The organism is Pararoseomonas sp. SCSIO 73927 (genome assembly GCF_037040815.1).
In the GTDB taxonomy this organism is placed as follows: Bacteria; Pseudomonadota; Alphaproteobacteria; order Acetobacterales; family Acetobacteraceae; genus Roseomonas.
In genome coordinates, this window is the sequence record NZ_CP146232.1 from 3,400,832 (window position 1) to 3,423,572 (window position 22,741).

Here is a 22,741-nt window from a genome sequence, read left to right on the forward strand (position 1 = left end):
GGGAGCGTCGCCATGATCTCCATGACGGGAGCGTCGCCATGATGGACGACGACACCCTCTGGGAGGGCTTCGCGGCCGAGAGCGAGGAGCACCTCGACACCATCGAGCGCCTTCTCTCAGCCCCGGCCGACAGGGAGGGGGTGAACACCCTTTTCCGCGCCTTCCACAGCCTGAAGGGCATGGCCTCCGTCCTCGGGGCCGCGGGGATGCGGGACCTGGCCCATGGCTGCGAGGACCTTCTCGGTCTCTCCCGCGCGGGGAAGCTGGCCGTCGCGGGCGGCGTGGCGGACGGGCTGACGGCGGCGGTGGATTCGCTGCGCGGCCTGCGCGCCCGCGTGCTGGAGAGCCGCCGCGACGCCCCCGCCGACCCTGCCCTGCTGCGCCGGATCGCGGCCCTGGCGGAGGGTGGGCCGGAGGGTGGGTCGAGGCCTGCCCCAGCGCCGCTGGCCCCGGTCGCGCCCGCCACTGCGCCGCCCGCCGGCCCCGATCCGCTGCTCGGCGCTTTCGCCTCGCGCTGCGCCGCCGCCGCCCCGTTGCTCGCCGGCCTCTCCGGCGGAGAAGACCCGGCCGCGCTGGCCGAGGCCGCGGACCTGGCCGCCGCCGCCCGCATGCTCCGCCTGCCCGGCCTCGCCGAGGCGCTGGACTCCCTGGCCGCCGCCGCGCCGAACGGCCTGCCCGCCCTCGGCCGCCTGCGCCGCCGCCTCGTTCTCCTGTCCGCGCGCGCGGGGGAGACGGCGGGGGCGGAGGCCATCCCTCGCGCCGCGCAGGGGCGGGTGGACACCGCCGCCCTCGCCGCCGCCGCCGATGCGCTGGCCGCCCCGCCCGGCGGCCACCACGCCCTGGCCGCCGCCGCGCGGGACGCCGCGGCGGCCGCCTGCGCCCTCGGCCGGGACGCGCTGGAGCGCGCGCTGCTCGCCCTCGAGGACTTGGCGGACCGCGCCGCCGATCCTGATGCCGCCTCCATCCTCGCCGCGCGCGGCCCGGCCCTGGCGGAGGCCATCCGCCACGCCGGGACCGGCGGCGCCGCGCCCGTGGCGGCCGGGGAGGGGGATTCCCGCATCCCCGCCGGCTTTCTGCCCCTGCTGAGCGAGACGGCGCGCCAGCGCGCCGCCGCCGCGCTCGATGCCGGCGCGCGGCTCTACGTCGCGCGGCTGGCGATGGGGCAGAGGGGCCATGGGGGCGAGGCGCTGGAGGCCGCCATCGCCGACGCGCTGCGGCCGGAGGCGGAGATCCTGGGCAGCCGCACGCTGCCCGGCGCCAGCCCGCCGCTGCTCGAGCTTCTCCTGGCGAGCGCGGGCGACCTCGACACCCTCTCCCGCGCCGCCACCGCCGCCGATCCCTCCCGCCGCGTCCTCCTCTCCCTCTCCGCGGCGGAGGAGGAGGCCTCCCACGCTCCTGCCACCGCCGGCGGCACCACGATGCGGGTGCGGCAGGAGACGATCGACGGGCTGATCGCGCTGGAGGCGGAGGTGCGCGCCGCCTCCCTCGCCCTGGCCGAGGCCCTGAGGGAGAGCGCCCCGCGCAATGCCATCGCCCGCCTCGCCGTCATCGCCGGGCGGCTGGACGGGCCCACGGGGCGGGAGCTGACAGGGCTGGCGGACCGGCTGCGCGGCTTCGAGGACGCGCTGGAGGAGGCGGAGAGCCGTCTCTCCTTCTCGCTCCGCCGCCTGGACGAGGCGGTGATGGAGCTGCGCGTGGTGCCCATCGGCACGCTCTTCGCCCGGCTGCCCCGCGTGGCCCGCGCCGTGGCGGAGCCGGCGGGCAAGGAGGTGGAGGTGGTGCTGGAGGGCCAGGACGTGGCCATCGACCGCGCCCTGGTGGAGGGGCTGGCCGACCCGCTGCTGCACCTTCTCCGCAACGCCGTGGACCACGGGATCGAGACCCCGGCGGAGCGCCGCGCCGCCGGCAAGCCGCCGCGGGCCGCGATCCGCGTCTCCGCCGCCCGCCGCGCCGGGGGCATCCGCGTCCGTGTCTCCGACGACGGGCGCGGCATCCACCATGGCCGCGTGCTGGCGCGGGCGCTGCAGCGCGGGCTGGTGACGCCGGAGGAGGCGCCCGGCCTCTCACCCGCCGCCATCGAGGGGCTGCTCTTCCGCCCGGGCTTCTCCACCGCTGAGACGATCACGGAAACCTCGGGCCGCGGCGTCGGGCTCGACGTGGTTCAGGAGGCCGCCCGCCGCGCCGGCGGCACGCTGGAGGTCGCGAGCACCCCCGGGCGCGGCACCAGCTTCACCCTGCGCCTGCCTTTCACCGCCGCCACCCAATCCGTGCTGCTGGTGGAGGTGGGGGGCCACCCCTACGCCATCCCCGCCGCGCGGGTGGAGGCGGTGCTGGAGGGAGAGGGGGATGGCCGCCCCGTGCTGCCCCTGGCCCCGTTGCTCGGCCTGCCGCCCGCGCCGATGGGCGCCGTGGTGGTGGCGCGCGCCGCTGCCGGCCCTCTCGCCATCGGGGTGGACCGGGTGCAGCGCCGCGCGGACATCCTGTTGCGCCCCCTGCACCCCGCCCTCGCCCGCCTGCCCGGCGTGGGCGGCGTGGGGGTGCTGGGCAATGGCTCGCCGGTTCTCTTGCTCGAGCCGGACGGGATCGGCGAAGGTGTTGCAGCTGCGACATGAATGATTCTTCATGTGACCCATCACTAAAATTAGGGATGAGAGTGATCGCAGAATCGTGACCATGGACCCGGGAGAGGTCAGCGAGGGATCCCGTCATGCCCGACCGACTTTTACGCCTGGCTGAGGCCATCCGTCCGAGGCGGGCCGCGCCGCACCCGGCAGGGCGCGCCATGGGCCGCCCGCCGGGCCGTGCCGCCCGCCCGCCCTGCCCGGGCGGGGAGGTGAACGACAACGGCTGTTTCGAGGAGGGGCCCAGCGTGGCGCCGCCGGATCCGAAGTGGCCGGGGCCGGGCACGATTCTTTCCCTCGGCACCCAGGACGGCCGGCACCGGATGGGCGCGGTCCGCGCCGCGGCGCGGGAGACTACGGGCGACCCGGGCGCGGATGCCGCGATCCTGCTGCGCCTCCTCGAGCATTACGGCGCCTGGATGGGCTTCGAGGGGCAGGTGGATCCGGTCCGCCCCGGCGAGATGCGCAGCCTGCCGGCCGTCCGGCGGGGCGCCGCCTCGGTCGAGTACCGGATGGACCTTCGCCAGATCGGCCGGAACGCGCAGAGCCTGACCGCGGACGGCACGATCCTGGTGGACGGGCGTCCCGCAGCGGTGCTGGACGGCGTGTCCATCGTGTTCCGTCGTCCCACGCGCCCCGATCCCCGGCCGCCGGCCGAGAGGCGGACCCGCCGGGACGCCTGAGGAGCCGCCGGGGCCTCAGCCCCGCCGCACGGCGAGGACCGTGATGTCGTCGGCCTGCGGCGCGCCTCCGGCGAAGCCGGCCACGGCCTCCAGCACGGTGTCCACCACGGCGCGCGGCGGCGCGTCCGCGGTCTCCGCCAGCCTTTCGGCCAGACGCTCCCGCCCGAAGAAGCCGTCCGCGCCGTCCTCCGCCTCCGTCACCCCGTCCGAGAAGAGGAACAGCGCCTGCCCCGGCGCCAGGGCCAGCGGGTCGGAGCGGTAGGGATAGCCTTCCATCGTGCCGAGCGGCGGCTGGCGGGAGAGGCCGGTCAGCACCCGCGCCGCCCCGTTCCCGAGAATGAAGGGCGGCTCGTGCCCGGCCAGCGCGATGCGCCCGGTGCCGGAGGCGGCGTCGATCGCCGCCAGCACCACCGTCACGAAGGTCTGGCTCTCGTTCTCGCGGGAGAGGTCGTCATTGGCCCTTTCCAGGATGGCCGCCGGGTCCGGCACCTGCCCGCCGGCCGAGAGCATCACGGCCGCGGCGCGGATCAGCCCGAGGGTGCGCGCCATGGTCAGCCCCGCCGGCGCCCCCTTGCCCGAGACGTCCGCCACCCCCGCGAGGAGCAGGCCGGGGGCGAGGCGCACGGCGTCGTAGAGGTCGCCGCCCACCTGCCGGGCCGGGATCATGGCCGCGTGCAGGGAGAGGCCGGGCGGGGCGATGACCGCGAAGTCCCGCGGCACGAGGTCGAGCTGGGCGGCGCGGGCGCTCTCCAGCTCCGCCTCCAGCGCGGCCAGGCGCTGGTCGGCCAGGTCGCGCAGCCGCTTCTTCTCCAGCACCGCGCCCAGCCGCGCGCGCAACAGGGGCGGGTCGAAGGACTTCGGCAGGTAGTCCTCCGCGCCGAGCTCGATGCAGCGGACGATCTTCTCCATCTCCGTCAGCGCGGAGATGACGATCACCGGCGGCGCCGCCCCGCGCGCGGCGTGCAGCGCCTCCAGCACGCCGATTCCGTCCAGGCGCGGCATCTCCAGGTCCAGCAGAACGATGTCGAAGGCGCCGCGCTCGATCGCGGCGAGGCCTTCCACACCGTCCACCGCCTCCGTGATGCCCGTGTAGCCCAGCTCCGCCAGCCGCTTCTTCAGGACCAGGCGGTTGAAGGAGGAATCCTCGACGACGAGGATGGACACCGCCTCGCTCACGCCGTGTTCCCCCGCCCGCCCTCGGTCGCGGCGTCCGGCACCGCCAGGCTCTCCACCACCCGCCGCGTGTCGCCGGCCAGGCGGGAGAGGTCGATCATCGTCACCGTGATCTCCTCCGCCGCCGTGGCGTTGGACTGGCCGATGCGGGTGAGCACCTCCACCCGCTCGCCCAGCCCCGCCACCACCGCCTGCTGCTGCTCCATCGCCACCGCGATGGAGGTCGCCAGCCGCGCGCTCTCGGCCACCATGTGCTCCAGCCCGTCCATCGCCTCTCCCACGGCGGCGGCGGTGCCGCTGCCCTCCCGCGCGCGGCGGCCGGCGGCCACCACGACATCCGCGATCTCCTGCGCCAGCGCCTCGGCGGAGGTCGCCAGAGACCGCACCTCCTCCGCCACCACGGAGAGGCCGCGCCCGTGCTCCCCGGCCCGCGCCGCCTCGATGGCGGCGTTGATCGCCAGGATGTTCGTCTGCGTGGCGATGCGGCCGATGGTGTTGGCGATCCGCGTCACGCGCTCCGTGTCCTCGCCCACCGCGTCCACCAGCCCGATCAGCGTGCCGATCTTCGGCAGGTTCTCCGCCACCACCGCCTTGGCCCGCTCCGCCCCGTCCCGCGCCTCGGCGGTGGCGCGGGAGACGTCGGCGATGCCCTCCGTGGTCTGGGACAGGGCCTCCGCCGTCTGGCGCAGCTCGGAGAGCTGGGTCATGGCGCCGTCGCTCACCCCCCCGATCGCGTCGGAGGCCTGGGTGGTGGCCACGGCCGTGCGCCGCGCGTTCTCCAGCGCCTGGTCGGTCAGGGCGCGGGCGGCGAGCAGGCTGTCCTTGAACACCAGCACGGCGCGGGACATCTCGCCCACCTGGTCGCTTCGCCCCGTCTCCGGCACCTCGGTGTCGAGGGCGCCGGCGGAGAGGCGGTCCATCGCGCGGGCCAGCCGCCCCACCGGGCGCGCGATCAGCCGCAGCAGCACGTAGAGGATCAGGGCGCAGCCCAGCACCCCGACCGCCCCCGCGCCGAGCACGATTCGGCGCGCCGCGGCGTTCAGCGCGTGGGACCGCTCCAGCGTGGCCGCGTTGTGCGCCACCACGATGCGGCGGGCGGCGAGCATCATCACGTTGAAGCTGGACTGCGCGTCCAGCCACTCCTCCTGGATGCCGAGGAAATCCGCGCGGCGATTCGCGGCGAAGGCCTCCCGCGCCCGCTCGGCGATCTCCGTCATGCGGCCGGCCATGTCCCGGGCGCCCGCGAGCACGATGGGGTCGATCTCCCGGCCCAGCCGCCGCTCCACCTCGGCGAAGGTCTCCTGCACGCGCTCCCCCCCGCGCACCATCAGTCCGGCGGCCGCGCGCGGAGGGATCACGCCCGCCAGGGCCCGCATGATCTGGGAGGTGAAGTCGGCGAGGCTGCCGGCGAAGCGGTCCACCGCCGCGTCCGCCTCCTGGTCCTCGCCCGCGATCCGCTCGACGATCGTGATCTGCCGCTCGCTCAGCAGCAGGGCGGTGGCGGTGAGCAGCCCGACCACGCCGAGCATGAGCAGCGCGATCAGCGCGGCCCGCGTGCCGATCCGGCCGGCCAGGGGGGCGGGGTTGCGGGCGGTGCCGCCCGGCGCGTGCGCCGGGGGAGGGGGGGCGCCCGCCGCGGCCGTTTCGGCGGGCGCCGGCGCGGGCGGGGCAATGTTCATCTCCGCGCGAGGCTAGCCCCCGGACCGTGGCCGGAACAAGCGGCCCACCGCGCCGCGCCTGTCATCGCCCCCATCGCGGCGGCTCCGGGTGGATTTGCCCTCCGGCCCCGGCGCGGCGATGCTGCGCGCCGCTTCCCGGCCCGGCCGACCCCGGACCGCCTGAACCGGATCGGCCGATCCCGGCCCGGCTGCTTCAGGCCCGGCCGGCCACCCAGGGCCCGGAGGCGCAACGCCCGAGGACCGCGAGAGGAACCGATGCCCGAATACCCCTTCACCGCCGCGGACCTCGAGGCCCTGCGGGCCTGGGACACGCCCACCATCTGCAACGCGCTGGAGATGGTGGCCCCGCACCGGCGCGGCCACGGCTTCACCGTGCGGCCGCTGGTTCCCGCCAGCACCTCGCTGCCGCCGATCTGCGGCTTGGCGCGCACCGGCACGATTCGCGCCGCCCATCCCTCCGGCCGCGCGAAGGAGGTGGACCGCGCCGCCCGCATCGGCTGGTACGAGTACGTGGCCGAGGCCGCCCTGCCCACCGTGGTGATCCTGCAGGACCTGGACGACACGCCCGGCACCGGCGCCTTCTGGGGCGAGGTGAACACCAACGTCCACAAGGCGCTCGGCGCCCAAGGCTGCGTCACCAACGGCTCCATCCGCGACCTGGACATGATCGCGGCCGGGTTCCAGCTAATCGCAGGCGTCGTGAACCCATCCCACGCCTACGTGCACATCGTGCAGTACGGGCAGGAGGTCTCGGTCCACGGCATGGCCTGCCACCACGACGCGGTGGTGCACGCGGACCGGCACGGCGCCGTGGTGATCCCGCACGACGCGGTGACGAAGATCCCCTCCGCGATCGAGCTGCTGTCGCGACGGGAGAAGGTGATCCTGGACCTCTGCGCTTCCCGCGACTTCACGGTCGCCACACTGCGGGAGGCGCTGTCCCGCGCCGACGAGATCCATTGAGCGAGGCCGCCGCCGCGGCACCGACGATGGCCGCCTCCGCGGCGGGGCTCACCCCCGCCGCGGCGCGGGTGATGGCGGCGCTGCACGGCGCCGACATCTACGCCGGCTTCGCGCCCATCCGCGCCCCGGACCTGCAGGGCTGGAACGGCGCCCACCCCGCCCTGGCCCGCGCGGTGGAGGAGGTGCGGCCGGCCCTGGCGCTGGATGTCGGGGTCTGGAAGGGCCAGTCCGCCGTCTCCATCGCGGAGGCGATGCGGCGGGCGGCCCCGGATTCCGCCCTGGTGGCGATCGATACCTTCCTCGGCAGCCCGGAGCACTGGAACCGGGAAAGGCCGGACCGGATCATGGACAGCCTCGGCCTCGTTCACGGCTGGCCTGGCCTCTACTGGCAGTTCCTGTCGAACATGGTGCATGCCGGCCACGCCGACCGCGTGGTGCCGCTGCCGCAGACGAGCGAGAACGCCGCCGTCATCCTGCGCCGGCTGGGCCTGCGCCCCGACCTCGTCCACATCGACGCCGCGCACGAGTACGAACCGGTGCGGCGCGACATCGAGGCCTATTGGGCCCTGCTGCGCCCCGGCGGCATCCTGGTGGGGGACGACTATCCCTGGCCGGGCGTGAAGCGCGCCGCGGACGAGTTCGCGGCCGCGCAGGGGCTGCCGCTGGAGGTGCAGGACCCGAAATGGATCATCCGCAAGCCCCATTGATGCAAGCCCCGGTGACGCGCCCCGTCCTGGCCCGCGTGCGGCCGGAATGGGTGGATCACTACGGCCACATGAACCTCGCCCCCTATGTCGCCGTGTTCGACATGGCGACGGACGCGCTCTGGCCCTCCCTCGGCCTCGGCCCCGCCTTCCGGGCGCGGGAGCTCGGCACCTTCGCGGCGGAGAACTGGGTTTCCTATAGGCGGGAGGTGCGGCAGGACGATCCGCTCGCGGCCGAGAGCCAGGTGCTGGACCATGACGACAAGCGCCTGCTCATCCGCCACCGCCTCTTCCACGCGGATGCCGGGTTCGAGAGCGCGCGGTGCGAGCTGCTCTTCCTCTGCGTGGACCTCGTGGCGCGCAAGGTTTGTCTCTGGCCCGAAGACGTGCGCGCCGCCTTCGCCGCCGCACCATCCGGCCCGCCGCCGGAACGACTGGCGCTGCGTCGCTAGACGGGCAGGGGGCCGCCCAATCCGGCGCCGCGCTGCGGCGGGATTGGGCAGGTGCTGCCCAACAAAGGCGAAGTCTCCGCATATCCGGGTTGACGATCCGTCATGGGAGGGCGGACCATCCCGCCCCACGGAGGACCCCCCGATGAACGTTGCCACCCCGCCCTCTCTGGCCCGCGACGGCGCGGCCCCCGCCAATATGTCCGCCGAGGAGTGGAAGATCCGCTGCGACCTCGCCGCCCTGTACCGGCTGATCGCGCATCACCGCTGGACGGACTTCATCTACACCCACATCTCCGCCCGCATCCCCGGGCCGGAGCACCACTTCCTCATCAACCGCTACGGCGTGCTGTTCGAGAACATGCGCGCCAGCGACCTGGTGAAGATCGACGTGGACGGCAACGTGCTGGACGGCGACGCCGAGTTCGCCGGGCAGAGCCGCCGCGTGAACGCCGCCGGCTTCACCATCCACTCCGCCATCCACATGGCGCGGCACGACCTGAGCTGCGTGGTGCACACGCACAGCGCGGCCGGCATTGCCGTCTCCGCCCAGAAGCACGGGCTACTTCCGATCTCCCAGCACGCGCTCAAGTTCTACGGCCACCTCTCCTACCACGGCTATGAGGGCATCGCGCTGGACCTGGACGAGCGGGACCGGCTGATCGCCGACCTCGGCCCGGACAACAAGGCGATGATCCTGGTGAACCACGGCCTTCTCGCCGGCGGCCGCTCCATCCCCGAGGCCTGGAACCAGATCTACTACCTGGAGCGCGCCTGCTCCGCCCAGATCGCCGCGCTGTCCGGCGGCGCCGAGCTCGTCCTCCCGCCGGAAGAGGTGCGGCTGAAGACCGCGGCGCAGTTCAACGGTCCGCACGCCCTGGCCCATGCCGAGTTCGCCTGGGATGCGGCGCTGAGCATAATCGAGGGCCAGGACTACCGCTCTTGAGCGCGCCCCTCCTCCTCTCCGGCGGGCGGGTCTTCCGCGGGCTGGCCAACGGCTTCGCGGAAGCCCTGCTCATCGTCGAAGGCCGCGTGGCGGCCGTGGGCACCAAGGATGAGGTGGAGGGGATGGCCCCCGCCGGGACAAGGCGGGTGGATCTGGAAGGCCGGGTGGTGATCCCGGCCTTCAACGAGGCTCACATGCACTTGCTGCCCTACGGGCTGGGGCTTTCGCAGGTGAACCTGCGGCCGGAGACCGGCACCCGCTCGCTGGACGAGGTGCTGAACCGCGTCGGTGAGGCGGCGAAGAAGGCCCCGAAGGGCGCCTGGGTGCTCGGCCGCGGCTACGACCATGGCGAGCTGGATATCGGCCGCCATCCGACGGCGCAGGAGCTGGACCGGGTTTCCCCCGATAATCCCGTCTACATCGTGCGGACCTGCGGCCACATGGGCGTGGCGAACAGCGCGGCGATGAGGGCGGCCGGCATCGGGCACAACACGCCGGATCCCGAGGGCGGCGCGATCGAGCGGAAGAATGGCGGGCTCACCGGCCTGTTCCTGGAGCGCGCCAAGCGCCTGATCGTCGATGCCATGCCGATGCCGAGCGAGGACGCCATGGTGGCGGCCATCGAGGCGGCGGGGCGCGACCTAGCCGCGCGCGGCTTCGCCACGGCCAGCGACATGAATGTCGGCATGACCGCCGGGCTGAACGAGATCGCCGCCTACCGCCGCGCCCTGTCCGAGGGGCGGCTGGTGCAGCGCATGTGGCAGGTGCTGGCCGGCAACCCCGAGGGCATTGCGGGGGCCGCCTGGGACGAGGGGCTGCGCCCCGACCACACGGACGACATGCTGGCCTGGGGCGCGGTGAAGGTTTTCGGGGACGGCTCCGCTGGCGGCCTGACCGCCGCCTTCTTCGACCCGTACCTGGAGAGCGCCGGCGGCGGCACCGGCATGTTCATGTTCCCCGACGAGACGATGGACCGCCTGCTGGCACTGTATCACCGCCAGGGCTGGCAGCTGGACATCCACGCCATCGGCGACGCCGCGATCGAGCAGGTGCTGGTGGGCATGGAGAGGGCGGGGGAGGGGGATGCCCCGCTCGCCGGCCGCCGCCACCGCATCGAGCACTGCGGCTTCCTCACCCCCGATCAGCGGCGGCGCATGAAGGCCAACGGCATCCTGCCCGTGCCGCAGCCCGTGTTCATGTACGAGTTCGGCGACCTGTACGTGAAGAACCTCGGGCTGGAGCGGACCGAGGCCGCCTATCCGATGAAGACCTGGCTGGACGAGGGGCATCACCCTTCCGCCTCCTCCGACTCCCCCGTTTCCAGCGTGGATCCCTTCATCAACCTCTTCACCATGGTCACGCGGAAGACGAACAAGGGCACCGTGCTGGGCGAGGCGGAGCGGCTGACGGTGGAGGAGGCTGTGCACTGCTACACCTGGTGCGGCGCCTACAGCCAGTTCGCAGAGGACCGGCGCGGCACGCTGGAGCCGGGGATGTTGGCGGACGTCGCCGTGCTGTCGAAGGACATCTTCTCCATCGCGCCGGAGGAGATCCTGACGACGCAGGCGGACATCACCCTGCGCGGCGGCGAGGCGATCTTCGACCGCCACGGCGCCCTGCGCGCGGCGGCGGCGGACGCGCTTCGCGCCCCGGCGGCCTGATCCCATGGGGCGCCACGCCTTCCAGCGATTGCTGATGGCTATCCCCGTGCTGCTCGGGGTCGTCCTGGTCGGGTTCCTGCTGATGCAGGTGGTGCCGAGCGATCCGGCGGTGGTGCGCGCCGGTCCCTCTGCCACGCCGGACGTGGTGGCGGCCATCCGCCGCGACATGGGGCTGGACCGGCCGCTCTACGAGCAGTTCGGCATCTATCTCTGGCGCCTGCTGCAGGGCGATCTCGGCGTTTCCATCATCAACAACGTGTCGGTGATGCAGGAGCTCGGCAACACGGTGGGGCCGACGCTGGAGCTGATGTTCGCCAGCCTGATCTGGGCCATTCCGCTCGGCATCGCCCTCGGCACCGCCGGCGCCTACTGGCGAGGTACGGTGGTGGACCGGGTCATCACCGCCATCGCCGTCGCGGGCGGCTCGATCCCAGTCTTCTTCCTCGGGCTGCTGCTGATCTGGTACGTCGGCTTCAAGCTCCAGCTCCTGCCCTTCACCGGCCGCGCGGGTCCGATCTGGACCTCGGAGGGGCTGCAGGCCATCGCGCTTCCCGCCATCGCGCTCGGCGGCACCTTCATCGGCCCCGTGGCGCGCATGACCCGCACGGCGGTGCTGGACGTGCTGGGCGTGGACCATGTCCGCACCGCCCGCGCGAAGGGGCTGGGCGAGTTCCGCGTTGTCACCCGCCACGCGCTGCGCAACGCGATGATCCCCGTTGTCACCCTCATCGGCCTGCAGATCGGCTTCCTGCTCGGCGGCGCGGTGGTAACGGAGACGGTCTTCTCCTGGCCCGGCGTGGGGCGGCTGGCCGTGGGCGCCATCCTCTCGGCGGATTTCCCGATGGCGCAGGGCACCATCATCGTCCTGTCCCTGGGCTTCATCATCATCAACCTGATCGTGGACGTGCTCTACGCGGCCCTCGACCCGCGCATGAGGACGGCATGAGCGCGACGACCGCACCCGCACCCGCCGCGGAGGCCGCCCCGCCGCGCCGCCCCGGCACCCTGGGTCGCCTGCTCCGGGAGCCCGTGGCCGCTGCGGCGCTGTTCCTGGCCGTGCTGCTGATCGGCGCCGCGCTGCTCGCCCCCGTGCTCTCGCCCACGGACCCCTATGACAATGACTTGGCCAGCGCCATGGCCGCGCCGGGCTCCCCCGGCCTGCCGCTGGGCGCGGACGCGCAGGGACGGGACATGGTGACGCGCACCCTCTACGGGCTGCGGCAGACGCTGGCGATGGGCCTCGCCTCCGTGCTGCTGGGCGGCGGCATCGGCGCGCTGATCGGCTTCACCGCGGCCTTCTACCGGCGGCTGGATGCGGTGCTGATGCGGCTGATGGACGTGATGCTGTCCTTCCCCGCCATCCTCTTCGGCCTGGCGCTGGCGGCCATCTTCGGCCCGGGCATCCCGGCCGTGGTGCTCGCCCTCTCGGTCGCCACCGTGCCGCTGATGGCGCGCATCGTGCGCGGCTCGGCGCTCGCCATCATGGCGCTGGACTACATCGAGGCGGCGCGGGCGACGGGCATGTCGGATTCTCGCATCATCCTGCGCCACGTCGCGCCCAACTGCCTCTCGCCCATCTTCGTCTTCGCCACGCTGCGCTTCGGGCAGGTCATCCTGCTCGGCTCCGCGCTCTCCTTTCTCGGCCTCGGCGCGCAGCCGCCCACGGCGGAGCTGGGCGCCATGGCGGCGGATGGGCGCAACTTCCTGTTCTTCGCGCCGCATATCGCCATCATCCCATCGGTGGCGATCTTCCTGGTGGTGCTGGTCTTCAACTTGCTGGGGGATGCGCTGCGCGACGCGCTGGACCCGAAGCTGCGCGTCTGAGAAACCGAGAGGGGCTGGGATGATGAAGAGGTTCTGGGGCGCCGCGCTGCTGGCGGCATCCGCGATGATACCGGCCGAGCAGGCCATGGCGCAGGCGGCGCCGCGCGACACGCTGGTGGTGCTGCGCGAGATCGACGCAGATCGCTACGACCCCGCCCGTTCCGCCGCCACCGCGGCCGGCGACGCCCTGTTCCTGATGGCGGACACGCTCGTCTCCATGGACTGGGACCAGCGCACCATCCGCCCCGGCCTCGCCGAGCGGTGGGAAGTTAGCCCGGACGGCAAGACCTACACCTTCCATCTCCGCCGCGGCGTGAAGTTCTGCGACGGCAAGCCGATGACGGCGCGGGACGTCGCCTACTCCATCACCCGCTGGGCCGATCCCGCCACGCGCAGCCCCGTGCGCTACCGCGCCGGCGTGGTAGAATCCGTGACGGCCATCGACGACTATACGGTCGAGTACAAGCTGAAGGAGCCCTACAGCGAGCTGCTCTACCAGCTCGCCCAGTACTTCGCCTCCATCGTCGATCAGGCTACGGTCGAGAGGCTGGGCGACAATTTCGGCGTGCAGGGCTTCAACGGCACCGGCCCCTATTGCTGGGCGAGCTGGACGCCGCGCCAGGAACTCGTGATGACCCGTCACGAGGGCTACAACTGGGGGCCGCCGATCTTCCAGAACCCGTCCCCGCAGATCGGGCGCATCGTGATGCGCGTGATCCCCGAGGCGAACACGCGCATCGCCGCCATCCAGTCCGGCCAGGGCGACGTGCTCGGCGGCGGCTACCTGCCGGCCTTCGCGATCGAGGGGCTGAAGCGCGTGCCGACGGTGCGGATGCAGCAGCAGCCGATCTACTTCTACGACATCTTCTTCGGCTTCCGCGTGGACAAGCCCGTGGCCAGCGACCCGGCCATCCGCCGCGCCGCCAACCTAGCCGTGAACAAGGACGCGATCACCCGCGCCGCCTATTTCGGCACCGCTACGCCGGCGACGGAGATGATCAACCCCGCCGCGCTGGATGCCGATGCGGAGGCCGGGCGGATGATCCCGCGCTATAACCCGGACGAGGCGCGGCGCGTGCTGGACGCGGCCGGCTGGACCATGGGCCCGGACGGCGTGCGCGTGAAGGACGGCCAGCGCGCCTCCCTGCTCGTCTACGCGCTGCAGCAGCAGATCAACAACACCATGCTGCAGGCCATGCAGGCCGACCTGCGCCGGGTGGGGATCGAGCTGCGCATCCAACTCTGGGACGCGACGGTGGGCTGGGGCAAGCTGGCGACGCAGGAGTTCGACGCCTTCACCATCTCCTACCCCTACGTTTCCGCCACCGACGCGCTGTCGCTCTACTTCTCCTCCGGAAACCGACCCACGCCGAACCGGATGAACTGGAACGACCCGGAGACGGACGCCCTGCTGACCGCGGCGAAGACCGCCACCGACCCCGCCGCGCGGGCGGAGGCCATCGGCAAGCTGCAGCGCCGCCTGGCCGATGCGAATGTCTGGATCCCCATGATCCGCACGCCGATGTGGCTCGCCACCTCCACCCGGGTGGAGGGCGCGCGGCCGCACGGCCTCTACGGCGTGTCGATCTACAAGGGCCTGGATATCCGCCTGACGCGCTGATGCTTCCGGGCGGCCGCGCTGAGCGGCCGCCCGCCACCTCCTGCCGGGGACGAACGATGACCATCACCGTGATCCGTGACGCCGATGTCGCCGTCGCCTGGGACGCCTCGGCGGGGCGTCACACCTACCTGACCGGGGCCGATGTCGCCTTCGACGGCGGCACCATCACCTTCGTCGGCCGCGCCTATACCGGCCCCGTGGACGAGGAGATCCCGGGCCGCGGCCTGATGGTGATGCCGGGGCTGGTGAATATCCACTCCCACCCATCCTCCGAGCCCATGAATAAGGGGCTGATCGACGAGATCGGCTCGCCCGGTCTCTACAATTCCTCCCTCTACGAATACATGCCGATCTTCCGCGCCGACGCGGATGCGGTGCCGAGCTGCGTGCGCGTGGCGCTCTCCGAACTGCTCCTCTCCGGCGTCACCACCGTCGCCGACCTCTCCATGGCCCATCCCGGCTGGCTGGACCTGCTGGCGGAGAGCGGGATGCGGGTCTGCGTCGCTCCCATGTTCCGCTCCGCCCGCTGGTTCACGAAGAACGGCCACGTGGTGGAGTACGAGTGGGACGAAGCGGCCGGCGAGAAGGCCATGGGTGAGGCGCTGAACCTCATCGACCGCGCGAAGCAGCACGAGAGCGGCCGCCTCTTCGGCATGGTGGTGCCCGCTCAGATCGACACCTGCGCGGAGGGACTTCTGCGTGAGAGCAGCCAGGAGGCGACCGCCCGCGGCCTGTCCTGGCAGATCCACGCCGCGCAATCCGTGGTGGAGTTCCACGAGATCACCCGTCGCCACGGCTACACGCCGATCGGCTGGCTGGACGCCATGAACCTGCTGAACGACCGCGCCATCATCGGCCACGGCATCTTCCTGGACGACCATCCCTCCACGCCCTGGCACACGAACTCCGACCTGTCCCGGCTCGCGGAGACAGGCACCACCGTCGCCCATTGCCCCACCGTTTTCGCGCGGCGCGGCATCACCATGAAGAACTTTGGCCGCTACAAGCGCGCCGGGGTGAACATGGGGCTCGGCACGGACACCTATCCCCACAATATGCTCGATGAGATGCGCCTCGTCGGCTATCTCGCCCGTACCCAGGCGACCGATCCGCGCGCCGTGACCACCACCGAAATCTTTGATTCAGCCACCATCGGCGGGGCTAAGGCGCTGGGCCGCGATGACATCGGCCGCCTCGCGCCCGGCTGCCGCGCGGACATCGTGCTGGTGAACGCGGAGCACCCGATGATGCGCCCGGGCCGCGACCCGATGCGCAGCCTCGTTTACGCCGCCGGGGATCGCGCGCTGCGCGACGTCTACGTGGACGGCCAGCTCGTCGTGAAGGACGGAATGGTACTGACGATGGATTACGAGGGCGCGGCCGCGCACCTGCACGAGGCGCAGAAGCGCATCCTGGACCGCGCCCCGTCGCAGGACTGGGCACACCGCCCCGTGGAGAAGATCAGCCCGCCGAGCTTCCCCTGGGCATGACCGTGGGCGGCATGAGTGACTCCCTCCTCCGTATCGAGGACCTCCGCACCGTCTTCCGCAGCAGCGCCGGCGACATCGCGGCCGTGGACGGCGTGACGCTCGACGTGCCCCGCGGCAAGACGCTGGGGATCGTGGGGGAGAGCGGCTGCGGCAAGTCCATGCTCTCCCTCTCTATCATGCGGCTGGTGCCGAACCCCGGCCGCGTCGCGCAGGGCCGGGTGATGCTGGACGAGCGCGACCTCGCCGCCCTTTCGCCTGCGGAGATGCGCGGCGTGCGCGGTGGCGACATCGCCATGATCTTCCAGGAGCCCATGACCTCGCTGAACCCCGTGCACAGCGTCGGGGACCAGCTGATGGAGGCGATGCGCGCCCACGATGCGAAGGCGAGCGCGGCCGACTTGAAGAATCGCGCCATCGAGGCGCTGCGCCGCGTCCGGATCCCCTCGCCGGAGCGCCGCTTCGCGGAGTACCCGCACCAGCTCTCCGGCGGCATGCGCCAGCGCGTGATGATCGCCATGGCGCTCGCCTGCTCCCCACGCCTGCTGATCGCGGACGAGCCGACCACCGCGCTGGACGTGACCGTGCAGGCCCAGATCCTCGACCTGCTGCGGGAGTTGCAGGCGGAGACGGGCATGTCGGTCATCCTCATCACCCACGACCTCGGCGTGGTGGCGGAGATGGCGGACGAAGTGGCGGTGATGTACGCCGGCCGCGTGGTGGAGCGCGGCACCGCGAAGGACATCTTCGAGGACCCGCAGCACCCCTACACCATCGGCCTGCTCGGCAGCATCCCCCGCATCGAGGAGGAGCGGGACCGCCTGCTCTCCATCGACGGCAGCGTGCCGCCGCCTTTCGCCCTCCCCAGCGGCTGCCGCTTCAACCCGCGCTGCCCCTTCGCCATCCGCGCCTGCACGGAGCAGGACCCCCCGCTCCGAGAACTCGGCCCAAACCACCGCGCCGCCTGCATCCGCGCGCCCGTGGAGCTCGCCCTGGACATCGCCGCATGACGGAAACGCCTCTCCTCGAAGCGGTCTCCGTCGCCAAGCACTACCCCGTGAAGAAGGGGATCATCGTCTCCCGTCAGGTCGGCGCCGTGCGCGCCGTGGACGGCGTGTCCTTCGCCCTGCACCGGGGCGAGACCCTGGCCCTGGTGGGGGAGAGCGGCTGCGGCAAGTCCACCACGGCCCGCGTGGTGATGCGCCTGATCGAGCCGACCGGCGGCGATATCCTCTTCAAGGGCCAGAACGTCACGAATATCGGCGGCGCGAAGCTGCGCGCCCTGCGCCGGCACCTGCAGATCGTGTTCCAGGACCCCTATGCCAGCCTCAACCCGCGCCTGACGGTTGCGGACACGGTCGCGGAGCCGATGGCCGTGCACGGCATCGGCGACGCCGCCAGCCGGAAGGCTCGCGTGCAGGAACTCCTGCGCCTGACGGGGCTGCGCGCCTTCCACGCGGACCGCTACCCGCACGAGTTCTCCGGCGGCCAGCGCCAGCGCATCGGCATCGCGCGGGCGCTGGCCGTGGAGCCGGAGGTGATGGTGCTGGACGAGCCCGTCTCCGCGCTCGACGTCTCCATCCAGGCGCAGGTGGTGAACCTGCTCGGCGACCTGCAGCAGCGCCTCGGCCTTTCCTACCTCTTCATCGCGCACGATCTGGCGGTGGTGAAGCACGTCGCCGACCGGGTGGCCGTCATGTATCTCGGCCGCATCGTGGAGGTGGCGGGGAAGCGGGAACTCTTCTCCAACCCGCGCCACCCCTATACGCGCGCCCTGCTGGCCGCCATCCCGCGACCCGACCCGTCCCGCCGCGGCGCCGTCACGCCGCTCGGCGGCGACCTGCCGAGCCCGCTGAACATCCCGCCGGGCTGCCGCTTCCACACCCGCTGCCCCGTGGCGCAGGCCGTGTGCCGGGAGCAGGACCCGCCGCTCCGCGAAATCGCCCCCGGCCACACCGCCGCCTGCCACTTCGCGGAGGATCTGCCGCGTTTCGACGCGGAGGCGGATGGCGGGATCGCCCCCGTCGCGCAGCGCCGCCTCGCGGCCTATGCCGCCGCCCGGGAACGGCGTGCCCTCTCCCCGGCGCCCGCCGCGTAGCGCCCTGGCCCTGGTCAGGCGCGAAAGGCGCACGATCTTCACCCCGTGACGGGAAGGAGAGAGGCCGATGTTCTTGGACCTGCCGGGTGCCGGCCCCTGGCGGCCGGACCCACCGAAGCCCCGGATCACGCCGAAAGGGGAGAAGGTCCTGGTCTGGATCGTCGCCCTGAACCTCGTCCTGCTGCTCGTTGCGCCCATCGGCGGCGCGACGGTGATCCACGCGCTGATCGCCCTCTTCCGGTAGTGCTCCCGGCATTGCCGGGGGCCGCCCAGCCACGCAGGATGCCCGGCAACAAGCCCGGGGGAACGCATCCATGCCTGTCCAGCTGCTCGCGCCGCGCCTGATCCTCTCGGGCGGTGGCGCCGTGTCGGAGGTGGCCTCCGTCCTCGCCGGGCTCGGCCTCTCCCGGCCCCTGATCGTCACCGATCCCTGGATGGCCTCCTCCGGCACGGTCGACCGCGTCCTCGCCCCGCTCCGCGCCGCCGGGATCGCGGCGGACGTGTTCCACGAGACGGTGCCGGACCCGACCGACACGGTGGTGGAAGCCGGTGTGCAGGCCTTCCGCGCCGGCGACTACGACTGCCTCATCGGCTTCGGTGGTGGCAGCCCGATGGATACCGCCAAGGCCATTGCCATCCTCGCCGCCGCCCCGGAGGGGGTGCATATCCGCGCCCTGAAAGTGCCCGCGCAGGCCAACAAGGGCGCCGTGCCCGTGGTCTGCATCCCCACCACCGCCGGCACGGGCAGCGAGGCGACGAAGTTCACCGTCATCACCGACACGGCGAATGACGAGAAGATGCTCATCTCCGGCCTCGGCGCCCTGCCGCTGGCCGCGATCGTGGACCATCACCTCACCTGGACCGTCCCCGCCCGCACGGTGGCCGATACGGGCGTGGACAGCCTGACCCACGCACTGGAAGCCTTCGTCAGCCGCCGCGCCAACCCGATGAGCGACGATTACGCCCGCCTCGCCATGCGCCTGATCGCCCCCAACCTCCGCCGCGCCTACGCCGACGCGCGGCGCGGCGGCAACGGCCCGCGGGACGAGGAGGCGCGGGAGGCGATGATGCGCGGCGCCATGCTGGCGGGCATGGCCTTCTCCAACGCCTCCGTCGCGCTGGTGCACGGCATGTCCCGCCCGATCGGCGCCCATTTCCACGTGCCGCACGGCCTGTCCAATGCCATGCTCCTCCCCGCCGTCACCCGCTTCGGCCTGGAATCCGCCCTGCCGCGCTACGCGGAGGCCGCGCGCGTCATGGGCGTGGCGGGGGAGGGGGATGACGACGCCACCGCCGGCCGGAAGCTGGTGGAGGAGCTGCAGGCCCTGAACCGGGAACTCGGCGTCCCCAGCCCCGCCGCCCACGGCATCCCCGCCGAGCGCTGGGACGGGCTGCTGGACACCATGGCCGCCCAGGCCCTCGCCTCCGGCAGCCCCGCCAACAATCCGCGCGTGCCGGATGCGTCGGAGATCGTGGCGCTGTATCGTGAGGCCTATGCCTGACAGCCATGCGGCGCCCGACATTGCCGAACTGATCCGCGCCGTCGCCGGTGGCGAGGCCGGCGCCCTGCGGCACCTCTACGAGGTGCAGGGGGCGCGCCTCTTCGGCATCGCCCTCGCCATCCTGCGGGATCGGGACGCGGCAGCGGACGCGCTGCACGACGCCGTGCTGAAGGTCTCCTCCCGCGCCGGGCAGTTTGACGCCGCGCGCGGGGAGGGGGCGGCCTGGCTCGGTGCCATCGCCCGCAACGCCGCCCTGGACCTCGCCCGCGCCCGGGGGCGCGAGACCCCCTCCGATGATCCCGCCCTCGGCGACACCGCGGTGGCGCCGGAGGCACTGGAGCGCCTGGCCGCCGCCCAGCAGCACGGCCGCCTGCACGAGTGCCTGGCCGCGCTGGAGGACCGGAACCGCGAGGGCATCGTCCTCGCCTTCGTGCACGGCCTCTCCCACGCCCAGATCGCGGCGCGGCTGGAGATGCCGCTCGGCACGGTGAAGGCCTGGATCCGAAGAGGGCTGATGCGGCTGAAGGGGTGCCTCGCATGATCCCCTCCGATCCCGAGGCGCTGGACGGCCTCGCCGCCGAGCACGTTCTCGGCACTCTCGATGCGCGCGAGGCGGCGGAGGTGGTGCGCGCCCTGCCGGTGAACGCCGACCTGCGCGAGGCCGTGGCAGGGTGGGAAGCGCGCCTCGCCCCCCTCTCGGACTTGGCCGTGCCGGAAGCGCCGCCGCCCGCGCTCTGGGACCGGATCGAGGCCTCGTTGAGGGCTCGCGCCGTTCCCCCGCCCGCCGTGCCGATGCGGCGCTCGTCCCTCCTGAGGGGCTGGGCGATCGGCTCCACGGCGGTCGCGGCCGGCCTTGCCGCGATCCTGCTGTTCCGCCCGGCCGAGCCGCCGCGGATGACGACGGTGCTCCTCACCAGCCAGGACCAGCCCGCCTGGGTGGTGGAGGCAGAGGGCGGCGGACTCCGCCTCGCCAGCCTCAACCCTCGGCCGGTCGAGAGCGGTCGCGTGCAGCAGCTCTGGGCGCTGCCCCCTGGCGCCACCGCACCCGTCTCGCTCGGCCTGGTGCCGGAACGCGGGCAGGTCAGCGTTGCGCCCGGGCTGGTCCGGCCCGAGCCGGGCATGCTGATCGAGATCACCCTGGAACCGCCGGGCGGTTCCCCCACCGGTCGGCCGACGGGGCCGATCCTCTTCATCGGCAGGCTGGCGCCGGCGCGGGGCAGCTGATCATCACGCGCGCGTGATCGCGCGGCCTGCGTCCGGTCGCGCGGCCCGGCCGTATCGCGGCGCGGGGCACGGCGCCCCGCCCATGATGGAGAGACGCATGACCCGCACGATCCGCAGCCTCGCCCTGGCCGGCGCTGCCCTTCTCGGCCTCGGCGGCGCGGTCGAGGCCGCCACGCTGGTCGGCCTGACCAATGACGGCCAGCTCCTCCGCATCGACACGGAGAGCCGCCGCGCCGCCGCGCCGGTCCGCGTGCGCGGGGCGGAGGGCCGGCTGCTCGGCATCGACGTGCGCCCGGCGGACGGCAAGCTCTACGGCGTCACCGATTCCGGGGCGATCGTCACCATCGACCCCGCCACGGGCATGGCGACGAAGGTCAGCCAGCTCGGCGAGGCCTTCGAGTCCGGCGGGCGCGCCGTGGTGGACTTCAACCCGGTGGCGGACCGGCTGCGCCTGATGGGCTCCTCCGGCACCAATTTCCGCGTGAACGTGGATAACGGGCAGGTCGCGCGCGACGGTGCGCTCAAGTACCAGGCCGGCACCCCCCTGGCTGACACGACCCCGCGCATCACTGCCGGCGCCTACACCAACAGCATGGCCGGCGCGCAGCAGACGATGCTGCTGACGGTCGACGGCGTGCTCGGCCAGCTGAACCTGCAGGCGCCGCCGAATGACGGCGTGCAGCAGATGCGCGGGCGCATCGGCAACGTGGGCGCTTCCGCCGCCCTCGACATCCACACCGAGGGAACCACCAACACCGCCTACCTCCTGGCCGGCGGCGTGCTCCACACGCTGAACCTGGAGAGCGGGACGCCGACGCCGCTGGGCCCCGTCGCGGGCTCCACCGAGGTGATCGACATCGCCGCGATGCGCTGACGCGCCGCGCGGGACCTGTTGACCGGCCAGGCGACCCCGCCCGGCCGGTCCTCTCAGACGGTGAGCGAAAGCCTGCCCGCGCCGCGCCAGGCCGCGATCCAGGCGGGAAGGGCCGCGGCGGGCAGCGGCCGCCCCACGGCGAAGCCCTGCGCGCGGTCCACCCCGGCACAGGCCATGGCGTGCCACAGCGCCGGGCTCGAAACCCCCTCCGCCGTCACCAGCATGCCGCGCGCGTGCGCCAGGGCCACCAGCCGCTCCAGCTCCGCCCGCGACCGCCGGCTTCGCGGCGCCTCGGTGACGAGGAAGCGGTCCAGCTTGATGCCGGTGAAGGGTAGGCGGAGCAGCATGTCCCGCCTCTCCTCCAGGCTCATGTCGTCCACCCACAGGTCGTGCCCCGCCCCGCGCAGCCGCAGCACGGCCCGGCGCAGCAGGGGCAGGTCGTGGACCGGGGTCGTTTCCGTCAGCTCGATCCCCAGCATGGAGGGCCGCAGCCCGCCCTCGCGGCACAGCCGGCCCAGCCAGGGCACGGTGTCCGGGCGCTGCAGCACCTCCAGCGGGAGGTTGATGGAGATCGGCAACGCCGTCCGCGCGCGCATCGCCCGCATGTCCTGCACCGCCATGTGCCCAACGGCCCGCGCCACCGCCAGGGAGAGCCCGTGCCGCTCCGCCATTGGGATGAAGGCGTCCGGCCCCAGAGGGATGGCGCGGCGCCCGTCCGGACGCAGCCAGCGCACCAGCCCTTCCAGCGCCACCGGCCGGCGGTCCGCGATGCGGACGATGGGCTGGTAGCGCATGGCCACCTCGCCCTCCGCCAGACCGCGCCGCAGCGCCGCGACCTCCTCCGCTTCGCTCGGGTCCGGGCGGCCGGTGATGCGGCGGAGCGCGGCCGTGAGCGCGGACGCGTTCCCCGCCAGCTTGGCGTCCATGAGGAGCACGCGGGTGGGGCTGAAAGGGTCCTGCGCCGCGGCGTGCAGCGCGCCCCAGCCCCTTTCCTCCGGCTGCGGCTCGCAGAGCAGGCCCAGCGGGGGGCGGCCGGGCCCGACCAGCCGCGCCGCCGCCTCCTCAGGCCGTACCGGCCGGGCCGGTGGCGCCCCGATCTGCTGAAGTGCTTCCTGCACCTGCGCGATCAGCGCGGGGCTCCGCAAGACGGCGAGAAGCTCCTCCGCGGCATCGGGCCTCGCGGCTGCGCGGGGCAGCGGCACGCTTTCTCCGTGGATCGCTTCGAACGGCAC

21 protein-coding genes are annotated in these 22,741 nt (G+C 73.1%); 18 read left to right on the forward strand and 3 right to left on the reverse strand.

Features of this window, described 5'->3' with window-relative positions; all coding sequences use genetic code 11:
* Positions 1 to 38: 38 nt before the first annotated feature.
* Together VQH23_RS15890 and VQH23_RS15895 are read left to right on the forward strand one after the other, a co-directional pair.
* Positions 39 to 2,612, forward strand: coding sequence for an ATP-binding protein (locus tag VQH23_RS15890; protein ID WP_338661704.1), 2,574 nt, complete (start codon positions 39 to 41; stop codon positions 2,610 to 2,612).
* A 95-nt stretch (positions 2,613 to 2,707) separates the two neighbouring features.
* Positions 2,708 to 3,304 (forward strand): hypothetical protein, encoded by a 597-nt coding sequence (locus tag VQH23_RS15895; RefSeq protein ID WP_338661705.1) that lies wholly within the window; start codon positions 2,708 to 2,710, stop codon positions 3,302 to 3,304.
* Positions 3,305 to 3,319: 15 nt separating this feature from the next.
* Here VQH23_RS15895 and VQH23_RS15900 read toward each other — a convergent pair whose 3' ends face one another.
* The gene (locus VQH23_RS15900) at positions 3,320 to 4,480 is read right to left on the reverse strand and encodes a SpoIIE family protein phosphatase (RefSeq protein ID WP_338661706.1); all 1,161 of its coding nucleotides are present in this window, start codon (positions 4,478 to 4,480) and stop codon (positions 3,320 to 3,322) included.
* On the reverse strand, positions 4,477 to 6,156 hold the full coding sequence (locus tag VQH23_RS15905) for a methyl-accepting chemotaxis protein (protein ID WP_338661707.1): 1,680 nt from the start codon (positions 6,154 to 6,156) through the stop codon (positions 4,477 to 4,479). The genes VQH23_RS15900 and VQH23_RS15905 overlap by 4 nt, the downstream gene beginning before the upstream one ends.
* A 255-nt stretch (positions 6,157 to 6,411) precedes the next feature.
* On the opposite strand from VQH23_RS15905, the gene VQH23_RS15910 reads away from it, so the two are divergent.
* The 16 genes from VQH23_RS15910 (at position 6,412) to VQH23_RS15985 (ending at position 21,509) form a co-directional block, all read left to right on the forward strand.
* The gene (locus VQH23_RS15910) at positions 6,412 to 7,119 is read left to right on the forward strand and encodes an RraA family protein (protein WP_338661708.1); all 708 of its coding nucleotides are present in this window, start codon (positions 6,412 to 6,414) and stop codon (positions 7,117 to 7,119) included.
* Complete coding sequence (locus VQH23_RS15915; RefSeq protein WP_338661709.1) at positions 7,116 to 7,826, forward strand: class I SAM-dependent methyltransferase; 711 nt, start codon at positions 7,116 to 7,118, stop codon at positions 7,824 to 7,826. The genes VQH23_RS15910 and VQH23_RS15915 overlap by 4 nt, the downstream gene beginning before the upstream one ends.
* 11 nt (positions 7,827 to 7,837) lie before the next feature.
* Positions 7,838 to 8,275, forward strand: a complete 438-nt coding sequence (locus VQH23_RS15920; protein WP_338661710.1) for a thioesterase family protein — start codon at positions 7,838 to 7,840, stop codon at positions 8,273 to 8,275.
* A gap of 142 nt (positions 8,276 to 8,417) precedes the next feature.
* Entirely contained in the window at positions 8,418 to 9,218 is an 801-nt protein-coding gene (locus VQH23_RS15925; protein WP_338661711.1) for a class II aldolase/adducin family protein, read from the forward strand.
* A complete protein-coding gene (locus VQH23_RS15930) occupies positions 9,215 to 10,879 on the forward strand; it encodes an amidohydrolase (protein ID WP_338661712.1) in 1,665 nt (554 codons plus the stop codon). The genes VQH23_RS15925 and VQH23_RS15930 overlap by 4 nt, the downstream gene beginning before the upstream one ends.
* 4 nt (positions 10,880 to 10,883) lie before the next feature.
* Positions 10,884 to 11,825 (forward strand): ABC transporter permease, encoded by a 942-nt coding sequence (locus VQH23_RS15935; protein WP_338661713.1) that lies wholly within the window; start codon positions 10,884 to 10,886, stop codon positions 11,823 to 11,825.
* Complete coding sequence (locus VQH23_RS15940) at positions 11,822 to 12,703, forward strand: ABC transporter permease (RefSeq protein WP_338661714.1); 882 nt, start codon at positions 11,822 to 11,824, stop codon at positions 12,701 to 12,703. Before VQH23_RS15935 ends, VQH23_RS15940 begins: the two co-directional genes overlap by 4 nt.
* Positions 12,704 to 12,722: 19 nt before the next feature.
* On the forward strand, positions 12,723 to 14,324 hold the full coding sequence (locus tag VQH23_RS15945) for an ABC transporter substrate-binding protein (RefSeq protein WP_338661715.1): 1,602 nt from the start codon (positions 12,723 to 12,725) through the stop codon (positions 14,322 to 14,324).
* A 56-nt stretch (positions 14,325 to 14,380) separates the two neighbouring features.
* The gene (locus VQH23_RS15950; RefSeq protein ID WP_338661716.1) at positions 14,381 to 15,814 is read left to right on the forward strand and encodes an amidohydrolase family protein; all 1,434 of its coding nucleotides are present in this window, start codon (positions 14,381 to 14,383) and stop codon (positions 15,812 to 15,814) included.
* Between the two features lie 11 nt (positions 15,815 to 15,825).
* On the forward strand, positions 15,826 to 16,821 hold the full coding sequence (locus VQH23_RS15955) for an ABC transporter ATP-binding protein (RefSeq protein ID WP_338661717.1): 996 nt from the start codon (positions 15,826 to 15,828) through the stop codon (positions 16,819 to 16,821).
* Positions 16,818 to 17,909 carry a dipeptide ABC transporter ATP-binding protein gene (locus tag VQH23_RS15960; RefSeq protein ID WP_338661718.1) on the forward strand — a complete coding sequence of 364 codons (1,092 nt, stop codon included), beginning with the start codon at positions 16,818 to 16,820 and terminating at the stop codon, positions 17,907 to 17,909. The genes VQH23_RS15955 and VQH23_RS15960 overlap by 4 nt, the downstream gene beginning before the upstream one ends.
* A gap of 67 nt (positions 17,910 to 17,976) precedes the next feature.
* Positions 17,977 to 18,153 carry a hypothetical protein gene (locus tag VQH23_RS15965; protein ID WP_338661719.1) on the forward strand — a complete coding sequence of 59 codons (177 nt, stop codon included), beginning with the start codon at positions 17,977 to 17,979 and terminating at the stop codon, positions 18,151 to 18,153.
* A 70-nt stretch (positions 18,154 to 18,223) separates the two neighbouring features.
* Complete coding sequence (locus VQH23_RS15970; RefSeq protein ID WP_338661720.1) at positions 18,224 to 19,411, forward strand: iron-containing alcohol dehydrogenase; 1,188 nt, start codon at positions 18,224 to 18,226, stop codon at positions 19,409 to 19,411.
* Positions 19,404 to 19,952, forward strand: coding sequence for a sigma-70 family RNA polymerase sigma factor (locus tag VQH23_RS15975; protein ID WP_338661721.1), 549 nt, complete (start codon positions 19,404 to 19,406; stop codon positions 19,950 to 19,952). The genes VQH23_RS15970 and VQH23_RS15975 overlap by 8 nt, the downstream gene beginning before the upstream one ends.
* Positions 19,949 to 20,635 (forward strand): anti-sigma factor domain-containing protein, encoded by a 687-nt coding sequence (locus VQH23_RS15980; RefSeq protein ID WP_338661722.1) that lies wholly within the window; start codon positions 19,949 to 19,951, stop codon positions 20,633 to 20,635. The genes VQH23_RS15975 and VQH23_RS15980 overlap by 4 nt, the downstream gene beginning before the upstream one ends.
* 97 nt (positions 20,636 to 20,732) lie before the next feature.
* Positions 20,733 to 21,509 carry a DUF4394 domain-containing protein gene (locus tag VQH23_RS15985; RefSeq protein ID WP_338661723.1) on the forward strand — a complete coding sequence of 259 codons (777 nt, stop codon included), beginning with the start codon at positions 20,733 to 20,735 and terminating at the stop codon, positions 21,507 to 21,509.
* Between the two features lie 53 nt (positions 21,510 to 21,562).
* Here the strand turns inward: VQH23_RS15985 and VQH23_RS15990 are convergent, their stop codons facing one another.
* Positions 21,563 to 22,711 carry an EAL domain-containing protein gene (locus VQH23_RS15990; RefSeq protein ID WP_338661724.1) on the reverse strand — a complete coding sequence of 383 codons (1,149 nt, stop codon included), beginning with the start codon at positions 22,709 to 22,711 and terminating at the stop codon, positions 21,563 to 21,565.
* Between the last annotated feature and the right edge of the window lie 30 nt (positions 22,712 to 22,741).

What these genes read in the sequence shown, in the direction of transcription:
- VQH23_RS15970 (WP_338661720.1), top strand. Translation starts at nt 18,224, where the DNA reads ATGCCTGTCCAGCTGCTCGCGCCGCGCCTGATCCTCTCGGGCGGTGGC.
- VQH23_RS15910 (WP_338661708.1), top strand. Translation starts at nt 6,412, where the DNA reads ATGCCCGAATACCCCTTCACCGCCGCGGACCTCGAGGCCCTGCGGGCC.
- VQH23_RS15890 (WP_338661704.1), top strand. Translation starts at nt 39, where the DNA reads ATGATGGACGACGACACCCTCTGGGAGGGCTTCGCGGCCGAGAGCGAG.
- VQH23_RS15905 (WP_338661707.1), bottom strand. Translation starts at nt 6,156, where the DNA reads ATGAACATTGCCCCGCCCGCGCCGGCGCCCGCCGAAACGGCCGCGGCG.
- VQH23_RS15960 (WP_338661718.1), top strand. Translation starts at nt 16,818, where the DNA reads ATGACGGAAACGCCTCTCCTCGAAGCGGTCTCCGTCGCCAAGCACTAC.
- VQH23_RS15895 (WP_338661705.1), top strand. Translation starts at nt 2,708, where the DNA reads ATGCCCGACCGACTTTTACGCCTGGCTGAGGCCATCCGTCCGAGGCGG.
- VQH23_RS15985 (WP_338661723.1), top strand. Translation starts at nt 20,733, where the DNA reads ATGACCCGCACGATCCGCAGCCTCGCCCTGGCCGGCGCTGCCCTTCTC.
- VQH23_RS15980 (WP_338661722.1), top strand. Translation starts at nt 19,949, where the DNA reads ATGATCCCCTCCGATCCCGAGGCGCTGGACGGCCTCGCCGCCGAGCAC.
- VQH23_RS15975 (WP_338661721.1), top strand. Translation starts at nt 19,404, where the DNA reads ATGCCTGACAGCCATGCGGCGCCCGACATTGCCGAACTGATCCGCGCC.
- VQH23_RS15950 (WP_338661716.1), top strand. Translation starts at nt 14,381, where the DNA reads ATGACCATCACCGTGATCCGTGACGCCGATGTCGCCGTCGCCTGGGAC.
- VQH23_RS15935 (WP_338661713.1), top strand. Translation starts at nt 10,884, where the DNA reads ATGGGGCGCCACGCCTTCCAGCGATTGCTGATGGCTATCCCCGTGCTG.
- VQH23_RS15925 (WP_338661711.1), top strand. Translation starts at nt 8,418, where the DNA reads ATGAACGTTGCCACCCCGCCCTCTCTGGCCCGCGACGGCGCGGCCCCC.
- VQH23_RS15945 (WP_338661715.1), top strand. Translation starts at nt 12,723, where the DNA reads ATGATGAAGAGGTTCTGGGGCGCCGCGCTGCTGGCGGCATCCGCGATG.
- VQH23_RS15940 (WP_338661714.1), top strand. Translation starts at nt 11,822, where the DNA reads ATGAGCGCGACGACCGCACCCGCACCCGCCGCGGAGGCCGCCCCGCCG.
- VQH23_RS15965 (WP_338661719.1), top strand. Translation starts at nt 17,977, where the DNA reads ATGTTCTTGGACCTGCCGGGTGCCGGCCCCTGGCGGCCGGACCCACCG.
- VQH23_RS15955 (WP_338661717.1), top strand. Translation starts at nt 15,826, where the DNA reads ATGAGTGACTCCCTCCTCCGTATCGAGGACCTCCGCACCGTCTTCCGC.